10 protein-coding genes are annotated in these 12,531 nt (G+C 64.2%); 5 read left to right on the plus strand and 5 right to left on the minus strand.

The genetic code is table 11. The annotated features are described in order from the left end of the window. Window positions 1-124 precede the first annotated feature (124 nt). Window positions 125-901, plus strand: a complete 777-nt coding sequence (locus ACQR2C_RS15295) for a hypothetical protein (protein ID WP_434881540.1) — start codon at window positions 125-127, stop codon at window positions 899-901. Between the two features lie 52 nt (window positions 902-953). Here the strand turns inward: ACQR2C_RS15295 and queC are convergent, their stop codons facing one another. Beyond that, entirely contained in the window at window positions 954-1,670 is a 717-nt protein-coding gene (gene queC / locus ACQR2C_RS15300; protein ID WP_434846856.1) for a 7-cyano-7-deazaguanine synthase QueC, read from the minus strand. Window positions 1,671-1,802: 132 nt separating this feature from the next. Here queC and mazG point away from each other — a divergent pair, with 132 nt between their 5' ends. Next, window positions 1,803-2,645, plus strand: a complete 843-nt coding sequence (gene mazG, locus ACQR2C_RS15305) for a nucleoside triphosphate pyrophosphohydrolase (protein WP_434881541.1) — start codon at window positions 1,803-1,805, stop codon at window positions 2,643-2,645. On the opposite strand, the gene ACQR2C_RS15310 is transcribed toward mazG, so the two are convergent. Further along, window positions 2,646-3,548 carry a LysR family transcriptional regulator gene (locus ACQR2C_RS15310; RefSeq protein ID WP_315799952.1) on the minus strand — a complete coding sequence of 301 codons (903 nt, stop codon included), beginning with the start codon at window positions 3,546-3,548 and terminating at the stop codon, window positions 2,646-2,648. It abuts the gene before it with no gap. 124 nt (window positions 3,549-3,672) lie between these two features. On the opposite strand from ACQR2C_RS15310, the gene ACQR2C_RS15315 reads away from it, so the two are divergent. Genes ACQR2C_RS15315 through ACQR2C_RS15325 form a run of 3 tightly spaced genes read left to right on the plus strand, consistent with a single transcriptional unit; the run spans window position 3,673 to window position 8,506 of the window. Next, window positions 3,673-5,046: an MFS transporter gene (locus ACQR2C_RS15315; protein ID WP_434881542.1), complete on the plus strand. Its 1,374-nt coding sequence runs from the start codon at window positions 3,673-3,675 to the stop codon at window positions 5,044-5,046. A gap of 24 nt (window positions 5,047-5,070) precedes the next feature. Then, window positions 5,071-6,756, plus strand: a complete 1,686-nt coding sequence (locus tag ACQR2C_RS15320; protein ID WP_434848636.1) for an FAD-dependent oxidoreductase — start codon at window positions 5,071-5,073, stop codon at window positions 6,754-6,756. 16 nt (window positions 6,757-6,772) lie between these two features. Continuing rightward, a complete protein-coding gene (locus ACQR2C_RS15325; protein WP_434881543.1) occupies window positions 6,773-8,506 on the plus strand; it encodes a thiamine pyrophosphate-requiring protein in 1,734 nt (577 codons plus the stop codon). Window positions 8,507-8,682: 176 nt separating this feature from the next. On the opposite strand, the gene ACQR2C_RS15330 is transcribed toward ACQR2C_RS15325, so the two are convergent. From ACQR2C_RS15330 to hfq, 3 genes are all read right to left on the minus strand, one after another. Further along, window positions 8,683-10,350, minus strand: a complete 1,668-nt coding sequence (locus ACQR2C_RS15330) for an HNH endonuclease signature motif containing protein (RefSeq protein ID WP_316178708.1) — start codon at window positions 10,348-10,350, stop codon at window positions 8,683-8,685. Window positions 10,351-10,824: 474 nt separating this feature from the next. Beyond that, window positions 10,825-12,204: a GTPase HflX gene (hflX, locus tag ACQR2C_RS15335; protein ID WP_315799947.1), complete on the minus strand. Its 1,380-nt coding sequence runs from the start codon at window positions 12,202-12,204 to the stop codon at window positions 10,825-10,827. A gap of 27 nt (window positions 12,205-12,231) precedes the next feature. Beyond that, on the minus strand, window positions 12,232-12,480 hold the full coding sequence (gene hfq, locus ACQR2C_RS15340; protein ID WP_006613906.1) for an RNA chaperone Hfq: 249 nt from the start codon (window positions 12,478-12,480) through the stop codon (window positions 12,232-12,234). Window positions 12,481-12,531 lie beyond the last annotated feature (51 nt).

Below are 12,531 nucleotides of genomic sequence, written 5' to 3' on the forward strand. Positions count from 1 at the left end.
GTGGGCCGGTCTTAACGGCCGGCTATTCATGCCGCGAACAGCCGTATTCGTTCGAAATTGAACATTCATCAGTGCGTCCGTAGCGTCCCGCATCTTCTTTGCTGAAGTTGAGGGGGACGTCGAAATGCTCGCGCCAGAGTTCGCCACCATCGTCGACACGCTCGCCGGCGTGCGCCAGGACTATCACGAGAAGCTCAAATCGATTCCGCAATACGAGGCCTTCCTGCTGATCGAAAGCTCGACCGAGAAGGCCGCGGGCGCCCTGCACGGCACCGAGGCGTCGGGCTCCTCCATCGCCACCGACGTGATCGACTCGCTGCAATATGCGCGCAACCGGTTCGAGCAGCACATGGCCTCGATCCCGGAATATCGCGTGCTGGTGGCGATCGACCGCGTGATCAAGGAGATCTCGCAGCATCTCGGCCTCACGCCGGCTGATGAGGCGCCTGCCGCAGAGAGCCCCGCCGCGGCCGCCGAGCAGCCCGCCGAAGCTGCTGAGGCAATGGCGAGCACCGAAGCCGACGCCTCCGCCGAAGAGGCCGCGCCCGTCGAGCCGGCCCAGCCCGAAATGGCCGAAGACGAAACGGCTTCAGCCGAGGACGAGCCGGTCGAAGCCGGGGCCCCGACCCTGCGTGTCGTCGATACTCCGGCGAAGTCGCCATCGATCGTGCCCGCCGATCAGGATGATGCCGCGGAGGACGACGACATCGTGGTGCTGAACGCACCCGCCTGGGAGAAGAGCGGCAAGGACGCCAAGGACGCCAAGGACGAGATCACTGCGCGTCTCGTTGCGCAGGCGGCCTCCGCTGCCGCCAACCAGGCCGATGACGGCCACGACGTCGCCGATGCCGATCTCGTCATCGTCAGCCAGCGCGAGCCGTCGGACACCGAAGCCGCCTGAGCGCTCGTCTGTCGCGCAACTCTCCGCGGGGCCCGAGGGCCCCGCTTCCGATTCAGGATGGCCCGCTCGCCGCGATGTATTCGCGCCATCCCTTGGCGCGGAGCTCGCAGGCGGGACACTGCCCGCAGCCATGGCCCCAATCGTGCCGCGCGCCGCGCTCGCCGAGATAGCAGGTGTGCGACTGGTCGCGGATCAGGTCGACGAGGCCGGTGCCGCCGAGATCGTGCGCCAATTGCCAGGTCGCGGCCTTCGACAGCCACATCAGCGGCGTGTGCAGCTCGAACGCGCGCGCCATGCCCAGGCTCAGCGCGTTCTGCAGCGCCTTGATGGTTTCGTCGCGGCAGTCCGGATAGCCCGAATAGTCCGTCTCGCACATGCCGCCGACGATGTGGCGGATGCCGCGGCGATAGGCGAGCGCCGCCGCGAAGGTCAGGAACACCAGGTTGCGGCCCGGCACGAAGGTGTTGGGCAGGCCGTCGGCGCCCATCTCGATCGCGACGTCGCGCGTCAGCGCCGTCTCCGAGATCGCAGCCAGCGTCGGAATGTCCAGCGTGTGGCTGTCACCGAGCTTGACCGCCCAGTCGGGACGCAGGCGCGCGATGCCCTCGACCAGCCGGTCGCGACAGGCGAGCTCGATCGCATGGCGCTGGCCGTAGGCGAATCCGATCGTCTCAACGCGCGCGAAGCGGTCGAGCGCCCAGGCCAGGCACGTCGTGGAATCCTGCCCGCCCGAGAACAGCACCAGGGCCGTCGTGTCCTGCTCATTCATGGCTCCCGCTTAGCATCATCGACGGGTCGGGCCAACCTGCGGAGCGATCCCGCGTCATGGCCTTTTTGCTGGGAGCCGCGCGCCGCTTGGGGCATACAGGACAGGATCGAACGATGCTGTCAGGACCTGCCCATGATCCCTTCCCGCGACATCTCCCGCCTGATCGAGATCATGGCGGCGCTGCGCACGCCGGTCACCGGCTGTCCGTGGGACGTCGAGCAGACCTTCCAGACGATCGCGCCCTACACCATCGAGGAAGCCTATGAGGTGGCCGACGCGATCACGCGCGACGACATCGACGATCTGCGCGAGGAGCTCGGCGATCTCCTGCTGCAGGTGGTCTATCACGCCCGCATCGCCGAGGAGCAAGGCGCGTTCGCGTTCGGCGACGTCGTCGAGGGCATCACGAAGAAGATGATCCGCCGCCATCCGCATGTGTTCCCGGACAAGGACGGCAACGTCACCCAGCCCACCAAGGGCACCTGGGACCGCATCAAGGCCGAGGAGAAGGCCGAGCGCGCCGCGCGCCGCCCGCCCGAGGAGCGGACGAGCAAGTCCTCGCTGCTGGCAGGGATCAAGGCCGGACAGCCGGCGCTGGTGCGCGCGATGGAGCTGCAGCGCAAGGCCGCGACCGTCGGCTTCGACTGGAACGATCCGCGTGCCGTGTTGCAGAAGATCCGCGAGGAGGCCGACGAGATCGAGGCCGCCCTCGACAACAGAGATGCGACCGAGCTGACCGAAGAGACCGGCGATCTCCTGTTCGCGCTGGTCAATCTCGCCCGCCATGCCGATGTCGATCCGGAGACCGCGTTGCGCGGCACCAACGCCAAGTTCGAGCGCCGCTTCGCGCACATCGAACAGGCGCTGACGGCCAAGGGCCGCAGCCTCGAAGAAGCCTCGCTCGACGAGATGGACGAATTGTGGAACGAGGCGAAGCGATTGGAGAAGGAGCGTCCCCCGGCTCCGAAGCCGTGATCAGCCGCCCTTGCGCGACAGCACGGCCTTCGCGATCTCGACGAAGCGCTGCGCGGCGGGCGACAATCCGAAATCGGCGCGGCTCAAGAGCGAGACGTGCCGATGGATCGTCGGCTGCGACAGGGGGATGGCAACGAGCGTCGGAAATTGTGCCTTCGGCAGCATGTGCGCGGGCAGGATGCTCAGGCCTGCGCCCTCCGCCGTGAGCGCCAGCGCGGTGGTGATCAGCGACACCTCCCAGGCCGGCTTCAGCGCCCGCCCCGTCTGCGCCAGCGCCTCGTCGATCTGACTGCGGATCCGCGTGCCGTGACGCATCGTGATCAGCTCGGAGCTCATGATGCCGTCCCACGTCAGGCGGCGGTGCTTCTCGAACCGGCCGTCCTTGATGCCGATGGCCGACAGCGGACTCTGCATCAGTGTGTCGATCCGGACCTCCGGCACGCCCTCGTCCTCGACGCTGCCGAGGCCGAACTCCGCCTGCCCGGCCATCACGATCGCGAGCAGCTCGTCAGGCGCGACATCACGCAGGTCGATCCTCACCTCGGGATGGCGCGACCGGAAGGTCGCGAACACGCGTGGCAGCAGCGCCGACGCCACGCCCGCTGAGACCGCGATGGAAATCCGGCCGGCCTTGATCTCGGCAAGGTCGCGCATCCGCTGCGACAGCCCCTGCGCTCCCGCCAGGATGCGCTCGGCGGCGGTGATCGCCTCGCGGCAGGCCGCCGTCGGATGCAGCGCCCGCGTCGTGCGCTCGAACAGCTTGAGCTGAAAGTTCTCCTCGATCTGCCGGATCAAGAGGCTGATCGCCGACTGCGTGACGCGCAGCTCGGCGGCCGCCCTGGTGATGCTGCCGAGCCGATACACCAGGACCAGGGCCTCCAGTTGCCGCAGGGTCGGGGGCATTAGCTTTCCTTATGAATGAATGAGAATTTTGTGGCTAATCGAAAGAGTTTGATCATGCAACATATTTGCAAACAGCCGGAGCGGCGAAGCGGCCCGGCAACAACAAGCACATGGGGAGGGACATTTGACGCAGGCGATCAATCTCACGCGCTACGTCGACGAGCGGCCGCTGTCGGGATTCCAGATCCGGGTGATCTGCCTGTGCGCGCTGGTCGTCGGGCTCGACGGCTTCGATGCCCAGGCGCTCGGCTTCGTCGCCCCTGCCCTCAGCAAGGATTTGCATCTGGCGCCGGGCGCGTTGGGGCCCGTGTTCGGTGCGTCCCTGTTCGGCGTGATGATCGGCTCGCTGGTGTTCGGCGCGCTGGCCGACTATCTCGGACGCAAATGGCTGGTGGTGGCCGGCGTTCTCGTATTCGCGCTCGGCTCGCTGGCGACGACGCAGGCCACCAGCATATCCGACCTCGTCGTCCTCCGCTTCGCGACCGGAATCGGGCTCGGCGGCGTCCTGCCCAACACCATCGCGCTGACCGGCGAATATTCCCCGCAGCGTCGCCGAACCTTGCTGATCATGCTGATGTTCATGACCGTGTCGCTGGGGTCGGCGATCGGCGGAGCGGTCGCGGCCAAGCTCATCACCGCCTATGGCTGGCAGATCATCTTTCTCATTGGCGGCGCTCTGCCGCTCATCCTCTGTCCGGTCCTGATCGTCTGGCTGCCGGAATCGCTCTCGCTGATGGCGCTCGATCCGCGCAGGAGCGAACGCGTGCGCACGTTGCTGGCGCGCATCGATCCCACGGCCCAGCTTCCGGCCGATGCGCGGTTCACGATCGTCGAGGAGAGCGGCAAGGGCTTCCTGCTGCCGCAGTTGTTCACCAAGCGGCGCCTGCTCCCGACCCTGCTGCTGTGGGTGATGTTCTTCATGAACATGATGGACATCTATTTCCTCAACAGCTGGCTGCCGACGCTGACGCATGGTGTCGGCCTCGACGTCCAGGCGGCGATCGCGGTCGGCATCGCCTTCCAGCTCGGCGGCATGCTTGGCACCGTCGGGCTCGGCCTGCTGATCGAAAAGTTCGGCTTCGATCGCGTCCTGTTCGTGACCTACGTCGCCGGCTTCCTCTCGATCGTCACCATCGGCATCGCCGGCGCCTCGTTGCCGATCCTGGTGCCTGCGGTCTTCATCGCCGGCGTCGCCGTGATCGGCGGACAGATCGGCTGCAACGCCTACGCGGCGCGGATCTATCCGACCTACATCCGTGGCACCGGCATCGGCTGGGCGCTCGGCATCGGCCGCTTCGGCTCGATCCTCGGCGTCACGCTCGGCGGGCTGATGCTCGCGGCGAAATGGGACGTGTCCTCGCTGTTTCAGGCGAGCGCGGTGCCGCAGCTGTTCTCGGCACTGGTGATCCTCGGCCTTGCCGTCCTTGGCATGCGCGGCAGTCTTCCGAGCGCCGGCGACGCGCAGCGGGACACGCTTTCGACAGCCGAGCGTGCCTAGGTTCAAATTAAAAAGAGAACTGACATGAAGACGATTCAAACCCAGGTGCTCATCGTGGGTGCCGGCCCGGTCGGGCTGACCGCCGCCATGGACCTTGCCTCGCGCGGCATCGACGTCGTCGTCGCCGAGATCAGGCGCGCCGGAGAGCCGCCCAACGTGAAGTGCAACCACGTTTCCGCGCGGTCCATGGAGGTGTTCCGCCGCCTTGGTATCGTCCAACACGTGCGCGAAGGCGGCCTGCCGGCCGACTTTCCCAACGACTGCGCCTATCGCACCGCGGTCGTCGGCCGCGAGCTGACCCGCATTCCGATTCCGTCCCGCCAGGATCGCTATACGGCGACCGGTGGACCCGACACCGATTGGCCGACGCCCGAGCCGCCCCATCGCATCAACCAGATCTATCTCGAGCCCATCCTGTTCGCTTGCGCCGAGGCGCAACGCGGCATCACGATTCTCAACCGCGTCGAGGTCGATCGCTTCGACCAGGATGAAGACGGCGTGATCGCGCGGGCGCGCGATCTCGACACCGGCCAGGACATCACCATTTCGGCCGATTATCTGATCGGCTGCGATGGCGGCCGCTCCGCGGTGCGCAAGCTGATCGGCGCACGGCTCGGCGGCACCGATGTCGTACAGCGGGTGCAGTCGACCTACATCCGTGCCCCCGCGCTGAAGGACCTGATCACCCAGAAGCCGGCCTGGATGACGATGTCGCTCAACCCGCGGCGCTGCGGCACCACCGTCTCCATCGACGGCCGCGACAACTGGCTGATCCACAACCACCTCGCGGCCGAGGAAGTCGAATTCGACAGTGTCGATCGCGACTGGGCGCTGCGCACCATTCTCGGCGTCGACGACCGTTTCCAGTATGAGATCATCAGCAAGGAGGACTGGATCGGACGCCGCCTGGTGGCGGACCGCTTCCGCGATCGCCGCACCTTCATCTGTGGCGATGCCGCGCATCTGTGGATTCCCTATGCCGGCTACGGCATGAATGCGGGGATCGCCGATGCGGTCGACCTGTGTTGGATGCTCGCCGGCGTGCTGCACGGCTGGGCTGCCCCCGCCCTGCTGGACGCCTATGAGGCGGAGCGTCAGCCGATTACCGAGCAGGTGTCGCACTTCGCGATGAACCATGCGCTCGCCGTGATGAGCCAGCGGCGCGCCGTGCCTGCCGAGGTCGAAATGGAGGGCCCCGTCGGCGACGCGGCGCGTAGCAAGGTCGGCAAGGCCGCCTACGATCTCAACGTGCAGCAATATTGCTGCGCCGGCTTGAACTTCGGCTACTACTATGACCGGTCACCGGCCATTTCGTACGATGGCGAGACGCCGCCGCCCTACGGCATGGGCCATTTCACTGCGTCCACGGTGCCGGGCGCACGCGCCCCTCATGTGTGGCTCGCCGATGGCCGATCGCTGCTGGATGCGCTCGGCCCGGCCTACACGCTGGTCCGGTTCGATCCGGCCGTCGATGTCACGGCGCTCGTCGAGGCCGCAGCTCGGCATGGCGTTCCCCTGACTGTGGTCGACGTCGACCGGGCCGCGGCCGGCTATGGCTTTGCCGAAAGCCTGCTGCTGGTGCGGCCGGATTCCCACATCGCCTGGCGTGGCATGGCCGCACCGAAAGAGCCCGACAACCTCTTGGGCCGCCTGCGCGGCCTCACAACCCAGCCTGAGGCCGTGCGCCGTGACAATGCCGTCGTCGCCTGATCCTTGCCACCGCGCCATGACCCGCCACACCACCGCGCACTACTTCCTCGAGGCGCTCGTCGAGATGGGCGTCGACTACATCTTTGCCAATCTCGGCACCGATCATGTCTCGCTGATCGAGGAACTTGCGCGCTGGGACAGCGAAGGCCGACGGCACCCAGAGGTGATCCTGTGCCCCCACGAGGTGGTCGCGGTGCACATGGCGATGGGCTATGCGAGTGCGACCGGCCGCGGACAGGCCGTGTTCGTCCACGTCGATGCCGGCACGGCGAACGCGTGCATGGCCATTCAGAATGCCTTTCGCTACCGGCTTCCGGTGCTGCTGTTCGCGGGGCGGGCTCCGTTCGCGCTGCATGGCGAGCTGCCGGGAGGACGTGACACCTACGTCCACTTCGTGCAGGAGAGTTTCGATCAGGGCAGCGTCATCAGGCCCTATGTCAAATGGGAATACACGCTGCCGTCGGGCGTCGTCGTCAAGGAGGCGGTGGCCCGCGCCGCCGCATTCATGCACAGTGATCCGCCCGGCCCGGTCTACATGATGCTGCCGCGGGAAACCCTGGCCGAGACCTGGGACGAGCAGGCGATGCCGGCCTACCCGGCCGCGCGCTATGGCAGCGTCAAAGCGGGAGGCATCGAGCCGGAACGGGCGCAGGCGATCGCGGACGCGCTGATGAAGGCGGACAATCCGATCGCGCTGACCGCCTATCTCGGCCGCAGCGCCGAGGCGGTTTCCGTCATGGAGCGGCTGGCGCTGGTGTGCGGCATCCGCGTCGCCGAGTTCAATCCCGTCACGATGAACATCTGCCAGGACTCCCCCTGCTTTGCGGGCGCCGACCCCGCCGCGCTCATCGCAGGCGCCGACCTCGGACTGCTCATCGACATCGACGTGCCCTTCATTCCACAGATGCTGAAGGCGGCCGATCGGCTGCGCTGGATCCAGATCGACATCGACGCCCTGAAGGCGGACATCCCGATGTGGGGATTTGCCACCGACCTTCGCATTCAGGGCGATTCGGCCGTCATTCTCCGCCAGGTCCTGGAGATCGTCGTCGCCCGTGCCGACGATGCGTATCTGAGAAAAGTGCGCGATCGGATCGCGAGCTGGCAGCCGGCCCGCGAGGCGGCACAGGCGAAACGCACCGCCGCGGCGGGCCAGAAGGGCCGGACCGGCGCGATCAACCCGGCCTATCTGTTCGCGCGGCTGCAGGCGCATCTGTCGGAGGACGACATCGTCGTCAACGAGGCGGTCCGCAATGCGCCGCTCCTGCAGCAGCAGCTTCGCCGCACCAGGCCGATGACCTATGTGGGCCTCGCTGGCGGCGGCCTCGGCTTCAGCGGCGGCATGGCGCTCGGGCTCAAGCTCGCCAATCCCTCGACGCGCGTGGTGCAGATCGTCGGCGACGGCGCCTACCATTTCGCCGCACCGGATTCCGTCTACGCCGTAGCGCAGCAATACCAGCTCCCGATCCTGACCGTGATCCTCGACAACAACGGATGGCAGGCGGTGAAGGCGTCGGTTCAGCGCGTCTATCCCGATGGCACGGCCCAGCGGACGGACTCGTTTCTGTCCCGGCTCTGCACCGGCCGTCAGGACGAGCAGCGCCGTCTCGCCGACATCTCCAGCGCATTTGGGGCCCATGGCGAGCGGGTCGACGATCCCGATGCCCTCGATGCGGCGATCGAGCGCTGCGTCGCAGCCGTCGATGGCGGTCGCGCCGCGGTGCTGCATGTGGACATCACGCCGCTTTAGTTCGATCGGGCGCGACCAAACGGCGCGGTCTGACCCGGCGCGGCGGTCAGTTCTCTTTGCCTACATCGAGCTCGTCCCTGCTGACGGGGCCACTCTGCAAGTGGTCCTTGCCTGAAGATGTCGACAACTATGGAACGACACGGAGAAGGCCAGTCGAACATGAGGTATGAAATGAATCATGCCGAGCTTCGGGACAGACCCGGTAAATCTTCCAATCTGGCGAGGGACGCTTCCAGATCAGCGATCGCGCTCCCATATCGCGCGCCTGCCACGCTCCGTGCCCTAACTAGGTGCGCCCGTGCTTCCTCCAGACGCTTTACATGCAAGCAGGCCCGCACACGTGCAGCATGTATCGGAAACTTATGCCCTCCATAGCGATTGGCGCGTTCGAAAAACCGCATTGCGAGATCCAGATCAGATCTACAACGAGCAGTTAAGGTACCTAGCATCGTCCAGAACTCCGCTTCATCAACACCGAAGAGCACGTCGTGGCCGAATGCGTCTTGCCCGAAAAAACGCCGTCGCGCATCAGTCAAGATGTTTGCGAGTTGGTTTGGAGCTTCGAGGTCAGTCTCAAACTTAGATAACAGGTTAACATCGAACCACTCTTCATCCACGATGGATCTGCAAGCAATCCAAGCCTTGAAATTGTGGGCATGGTCGAAGCCCTGACGCAATGACTCCGAAAGAAACGAGAGCGCGTCATTCACAATGGTCAATCCTCTGCTTCGATCTTGCGAATATGCAGCAGTCGACGCCTCGCCTATGATGTACGCCACTCGGCTCAACGCAGGACGAAATCCGAAATCGATGCCCTTCCAAAATGCGTCTATCGACTTGGTATATTGAAATGTCTGCCGATAGAAGATTGGACGATATTTTGCGGACGCGCCGTATTCTAGAAGTTCGGGGCCTTCCAAACTCTGGCCTATAGCGGCTATCCGTTCATCATACTCCGCAACGGACCTCAGCGGGAGCAATCTTGCCTTCGAGTATTCCACGAGCAAAGACTGCAGCAACGCCGACGAGGATCTGACGAGAGACAGGCTACGTTTCGCGCAGCGCTCAGCTTCGCTGAACGAACTCTCTTGGTGTGATTGAAGTCGCTGCAAGCGGCCTCGCCACCTGACGACGGCAGACTTCACTATTAAGATATAGGCCAAGGCGTCCTGATCCTCAGCTGAAGCACTAACTGAATCGAGCTTGTCGTTCAGAGCCTTTGCCAATGTGAGCTTCTTCTGCGTATCGAATACGCTGTACTCATCCCTTAAGAAAAGCAGCATAAGCGAAACCGCGACGGGCACCTTTCGCGCGTCTGCTATCTTTCTCAGTAGAGCGGTGCTCGCCTGCAGACCCTTCTCCCATCGAGACGAAGAATAGTCGTTCTCCAACGACGTCGTCTTGAGTTCAAGTCGCGCCAACTCCACCCATTGCACGGCAGTTTCGACCAACGGGTTGAGCGCAATATCGCCTAGAACACGCTCTGCCTCCCGGAGAAGACTGCGCCCCTCTTTTGGTCCGCTCAGGGTCGCCTCATTCATCAGGTCATAGATTCGACCGACCCTGACATCTTGCGCCAACTCGTGGTGGTCGAACCTGAATGGACTGCTCTGAAACAAGTCATCTACGAATCTAGCGACGTGACGAGCTTTGTTCATGACCATCTGGAAGAGGATCGCCGGCGGGTATTCGCTCGGTTTTTCCTGATCGATCAGGTGATGGTGCTTTCGGCAAAGCAGCATCAAGTTGTTTTCAGAATCGAGATCGACGTGCGGAAACGATGCTTTGAATTCGGATCGACTGCCATCATTCACCGGCAGGATGTGGCAGAGTTCGCCGATCATCTCGATGTGCCCATTGGACCATCTTGCAGCGATTTCCCCACAAGCACCGTATTCACAGTGACCAATCGATCTCATAAAGATCGAGGTTCGGACACTCTGTCGGATTTTTTCTCTTGAGGCCATACGCGCAACCCGCATGTCGCTCGACAAAATAATCTCATTTGAACGAAAGGCACTTCTGAACGGCGTGGCCGTCGGCCGCTATTGATACAAATCAATATTATGATTGACACGTTTTAGTTGTAAGTTTTTTGTCTGTAAAGTCATCCGCGTCGGTGAGCCGAGATGGCTGTTAGAGCCGTTGAATCGGCTGCATCTGTTTGATTTTGCTGCGCGATGAAGCTGATGGTGGCCCACTAAGTGGCCGCCGGAGACGCTCAAAGAATATAGCGAACAAGCGCTCAAATCAGTTGATTTGGATGGTTGCGCACTCGATCGAGTGGCAATCGATAGTGGTTGGATACCTTTACTATTCTACGCGACCCGGGGCACGCCGTGATAGCGCTCCACCACGATGTCGCGCTTGGTAGCGTCGACGCGCACGGTCATGTCGTAATGGCCCTCGTGCAGCTCCTTGGCCAGCACCTCGGCATTGCGGTGCAGCCAGGAGATGCCGGCGCCGTCGGCGGCGTCGATGGTGAGGTCCAACGTGGTGCGCGCCGCCGCGAGCCGGTCCTCGATAGTCTGCAGCAGCGCGTCGACGCCCTCCCCGGTTTCGGCCGAGACCAGCAGGCAGGGCCGCTCCGGCGGACGCCGCGCGGCGATGTTGGCGAGGTTCTCGCGCGCAGCCGCGTCGAGCCGGTCGATCTTGTTCCAGACCTCGATGATGGTGTCGGTGGCTTCGGGATCGATGCCGAGCTGGCTCAGCACCAGTTCGACATCGTGCTGCTGCGCCTCGGCATCCTCGTGCGACATGTCGCGGACGTGCAGGATCACGTCGGCCTCCAGCACCTCCTCGAGCGTGGCGCGGAAGGCGGCGACGAGCTGCGTCGGCAGGTTGGAGATGAAGCCCACGGTGTCCGACAGCATCGCCTTGCCGCCATGCGGCAGCGTGATCGCGCGCAAGGTCGGATCGAGCGTCGCGAACAGCATGTCGGCGGCCTGGACGTCGGCGCGCGTCAGGCGATTGAACAGCGTCGACTTGCCGGCATTGGTGTAGCCGACCAGAGCCACGACGCGATACGGCACACGCTGGCGTCCGGCGCGATGCAGCCGCCGCGTCGCCTGGACCTTCTTCAGCTCGTTCTCGAGCCGCGTGATGCGGTCGCCGATCAACCGGCGGTCGGCCTCGATCTGGGTCTCGCCGGGACCGCCCATGAAGCCGAAGCCGCCGCGCTGGCGTTCGAGATGAGTCCAGGACCGCACCAGACGGCTGCGCTGATAGTTGAGATGCGCGAGCTCGACCTGCAGCGCGCCCTCCTTGGTCTTGGCGCGGCGGCCGAAGATCTCGAGGATCAAGCCGGTGCGATCGAGCACCTTGGTGTTCCAGGCCTTCTCCAGGTTGCGCTGCTGGATCGGCGAGAGCGCGCAATCCATCACCACCAGCTCGACGCCATGGCCGGCGATCACGCCGGCAATCTCTTCGACCTTGCCCTTGCCGAGATAGGTCGCGGGGCGAATCTGCCCGATCGGCGCGAGAATGGCCTCGGCCACGGTCAGCTCGATGGCCCGCGCGAGGCCGGCGGCCTCGTCGATCCGCGCCTCGAAATCACGCATGTCGGATTGGCCTGCTTGCGCGCCATCGTCGCCGCGGCGCGCTCGCAAGTAGGGGCCGACCACGATGACGAGCCCGGTCCCCTTGTTGTCATCCGGCCTCGACAGGCCGATGGTCCCTTCGCGATCGCGGGGTTCCAATCAGGTCACTCTCACGTCAGGTCAGACTTACGCAGACGCGTCCTCGCCACCCTCGAACAGCTGGATCGGCGCTCCCGGCATGATGGTGGAGATCGCATGCTTGTAGACGAGCTGCGAGTGACCGTCGCGCCGGAGCAGCAGGCAGAAATTGTCGAACCATGTGACAATCCCCTGCAGTTTCACGCCATTGACCAGGAAGATCGTGAGCGGCGTCTTGGTTTTGCGGACATGGTTGAGAAAGGTGTCTTGTAGGTTTTGTGCGCGGTCGGCCGCCATTGTTGTTATCTCGCAGTCTTGTGCTTTTTCTTATTGAACCTTCGATGACCC

It is taken from the genome of Bradyrhizobium sp. HKCCYLRH3061, assembly GCF_051168015.1.
Lineage (GTDB): Bacteria > Pseudomonadota > Alphaproteobacteria > Rhizobiales > Xanthobacteraceae > Bradyrhizobium.

Coding starts and splice junctions, on each gene's coding strand:
- ACQR2C_RS15295 (WP_434881540.1), top strand. CDS start 125: ATGCTCGCGCCAGAGTTCGCCACCATCGTCGACACGCTCGCCGGCGTG.
- queC (WP_434846856.1), bottom strand. CDS start 1,670: ATGAATGAGCAGGACACGACGGCCCTGGTGCTGTTCTCGGGCGGGCAG.
- mazG (WP_434881541.1), top strand. CDS start 1,803: ATGATCCCTTCCCGCGACATCTCCCGCCTGATCGAGATCATGGCGGCG.
- ACQR2C_RS15310 (WP_315799952.1), bottom strand. CDS start 3,548: ATGCCCCCGACCCTGCGGCAACTGGAGGCCCTGGTCCTGGTGTATCGG.
- ACQR2C_RS15320 (WP_434848636.1), top strand. CDS start 5,071: ATGAAGACGATTCAAACCCAGGTGCTCATCGTGGGTGCCGGCCCGGTC.
- ACQR2C_RS15325 (WP_434881543.1), top strand. CDS start 6,773: ATGACCCGCCACACCACCGCGCACTACTTCCTCGAGGCGCTCGTCGAG.
- ACQR2C_RS15330 (WP_316178708.1), bottom strand. CDS start 10,350: ATGATCGGCGAACTCTGCCACATCCTGCCGGTGAATGATGGCAGTCGA.
- hfq (WP_006613906.1), bottom strand. CDS start 12,480: ATGGCGGCCGACCGCGCACAAAACCTACAAGACACCTTTCTCAACCAT.